Here is a 2,590-nt window from a genome sequence, read left to right on the forward strand (position 1 = left end):
CAGTCGGATAACGGTATGCATCACCGAGGTGGCGGGATTTGACGTGCAAGCAGAGAGAAAAGTGTGCGGCCGCCACTCCGGTGCATGCAATGGTTATCCGAGAAACACCATTGCGATGCGGTTCGTCGGCGCGGACTCCGTCCCCGTGGGTGACCATCACCGTGTGGAAAGCGTAGCAAAGAGCGGGCGTTCAAGCAAATTGCGGTGTGAGGCAGTTTATCGAGTTTGGGAAGACAGGCGTTGGTTGGTGCCACGCAGTGCAGTCGGCACGTCGGCGTTGTTCGAGCATTGCAATTCAGGCGTCGGTTGGTGCCCCGCAGGGCATTCGGCATTTCGGTATTGTTTGAGCAGTGGGGTAAAGCGGTTTTGGTCGTGCGCTGGCAATGCCCCGCAGGGCGCGAGGCGGGCAGTAAGTGTCCGCGGCTCAGTCGGATAACGGTATGCATCACCGAGGTGGCGGGATTTGACATGCAAGCAGAGAGAAAAGTGTGCGGCCGCCACTCCGGTGCATGCAATGGTTATCCGCAACACACCGTTGCGGTGCAGTCCGTCGGCGCGGGCTTCGTTCCCGTGGGTGACAACCACCGTCTGTAGATTGTAGCAAAGAGTGGTCGCTCAAGCAAGTTTCGGTGGACGGCAGTAAATCAAGCATCCAAGGACAGGCGTTGGTTGTGACACGCAGTGCATCCGGCAGGTCGGCATTAATTGAGCATTGCAATTCAGGCGTCGGTTGGTGCCCCGCAGGGCAGTCTGGAATTGAGTATTGATCGAGCATTGGGGGCAAAGCGGTTTGGGGCGTGCGTTGGCTGTGCTCCGCAGGGCGCGAGGCGGGCAGCAAGTGTCCGCGACTCAGTCGGATAACGTTACGCATCACCGGGCGGCGGCGAAAGACGTGCAAGCAGACGAATAAACTAACCACCGCCGCTCCGGTGCATGCGATGGTTATCCGCCGTTTTTCGGCACCATGCGAACGGCAACATCGCCAGCGAGCGAGTTAAGTTTCGCAGCAGTTTCGTCGGTGAGGAAATACAGAATTGTTGATTGCCCGTTGTCGATCCCGTAGAAATGCCAATCGTCTGTCTCGAAGTCAGATAGCACGGTATTTATTGTGGCGTGGTCAGCCCAGTCATTGTCAACAACAGGTTGTAGTTGCCGTAAAGTACCATTAATCGTGTAGGCTAGGGATGCCGTGCCCGCGTCCAGGTCAATTGAGTCAGAAACATCACGAAGTTGGTCGGATTGGCCGGTAAGCTCGGCGATGCGATCAACAATCCGCGTGTAATCACCATTCTCGACGATGCATTCGGCATCGAAGTTCCATGCAACGGACGAGATATATCGTCCCCACGGCGGGCGTTCAATTTCAGAGCCAAACATGAACAGGAGGGCATCGAAGGGCTTTTTCTCGTATTCGTTGCGATCGAACGAATGAAGCAAGTCGTCAACCGTAACGCCATCGTTCATCGCAATACCAATAGCTTCAAGCTGTTCAATCTGGGTTTCGAGTGTCATCGGTTGCGAATCTGGAGTGCTAGGCGAGCATCCAGACAAAGCGAGGAAAGACAGTAGACGTGCAATGCGTGAAGTCATTGATTTCAGTCGGATAACGGTAAGCATCACCGAGGTGGCGGGATTTGACGTGCAAGCAGAGAGGAAAGTGTGCGGCCGCCACTCCGGTGCATGCAATGGTTATCCGTCGGTTCCAGGAGGGGTCAGGGTAACTTGAAGCTCGTACTTTGCTGGGCCCGTCAAAGAGATCGAATTGTCACCACCGCGTATCAACCAATCGCCAGAAGCAACAGATGTTGACGAACGGTGAGTCAGTGCGTTTGCGTCAAGGAACGGGTTGTAGCATGTGCCGGTCATTGTCGTGCCGCCACCGAACCAAGCATAGCTAATATTGGGTTCTCGGTCATGCTGGACAAGAAGGGTGATTTGCGACCCACCGACAACCGTCGCAGATGACGACGGTTTGGCTACCCCCTCAATCAGCGGCATAAGTGTTAGGGAATATCCGTCGCGTTCTTTGGGGATGTCGATTTGATACCGTCGTGCGTTCAGCAGTTTCTGCAGATCAGCCGATGTTGCAATGCCGTGACGAGCGTCGAGCCAATTTCGGGTCACGGTGAATCCGGCAAGAACCAGTATCGGCCATATAAGCAAAAAGATCGTTAATGCGTGTTTTTTCATGAGCATTTAAATCGGATAACGGCCGGGATCACCGGGTACGGAGAGAAAAGTCAACCATCACAGAAAATCTCGCAAGCCGTACTCCGGTGCATCCCATGGTTATCCGCGATTATGTTTACGTTGGTGACCGCCACCTACGAGGCGGCCAGTCGGAACACCAGTGTAACGAGAGGATTGCGGTTACGTCAAATTTGCCGACGATGATGGCCCGGAAGGGAAAAAATCAATCGTCGTCGGCAAATTTGACGTTACCGCAAAAGGTTGAATTAGGGAAAAACGTTCCAATGCAGTCGCCCGTGACATCAGGCGTCGGCTACGAAGTTGCGGTGGGAACCACCTTGGAGGCGACGACGTTCCGTATCGGCGGCGATCAGTGAAAATGCGTGACCAAGGAAGATCG

5 protein-coding genes are annotated in these 2,590 nt (G+C 54.6%); 1 reads left to right on the forward strand and 4 read right to left on the reverse strand.

Annotation, left to right across the window (positions count from 1 at the left end; translation table 11 throughout):
* Nucleotides 1–216: 216 nt before the first annotated feature.
* From RC85_RS27990 to RC85_RS25360, 4 genes are all read right to left on the reverse strand, one after another.
* Nucleotides 217–585, reverse strand: a complete 369-nt coding sequence (locus RC85_RS27990) for a hypothetical protein (RefSeq protein WP_162273293.1) — start codon at nucleotides 583–585, stop codon at nucleotides 217–219.
* 357 nt (nucleotides 586–942) lie between these two features.
* Nucleotides 943–1,512, reverse strand: coding sequence for a hypothetical protein (locus tag RC85_RS25355; protein WP_068267680.1), 570 nt, complete (start codon nucleotides 1,510–1,512; stop codon nucleotides 943–945).
* 19 nt (nucleotides 1,513–1,531) lie between these two features.
* Nucleotides 1,532–1,672 carry a hypothetical protein gene (locus RC85_RS27995; protein WP_162273294.1) on the reverse strand — a complete coding sequence of 47 codons (141 nt, stop codon included), beginning with the start codon at nucleotides 1,670–1,672 and terminating at the stop codon, nucleotides 1,532–1,534.
* Nucleotides 1,673–1,689: 17 nt separating this feature from the next.
* Nucleotides 1,690–2,124: a hypothetical protein gene (locus RC85_RS25360; protein WP_149753356.1), complete on the reverse strand. Its 435-nt coding sequence runs from the start codon at nucleotides 2,122–2,124 to the stop codon at nucleotides 1,690–1,692.
* Nucleotides 2,125–2,285: 161 nt separating this feature from the next.
* Here RC85_RS25360 and RC85_RS25365 point away from each other — a divergent pair, with 161 nt between their 5' ends.
* Entirely contained in the window at nucleotides 2,286–2,567 is a 282-nt protein-coding gene (locus RC85_RS25365; protein ID WP_068267685.1) for a hypothetical protein, read from the forward strand.
* The last annotated feature ends 23 nt before the right edge of the window (nucleotides 2,568–2,590 follow it).

Origin of the sequence: Rubripirellula obstinata (assembly GCF_001642955.1) — a bacterium.
GTDB lineage: Bacteria > Planctomycetota > Planctomycetia > Pirellulales > Pirellulaceae > Rubripirellula > Rubripirellula obstinata.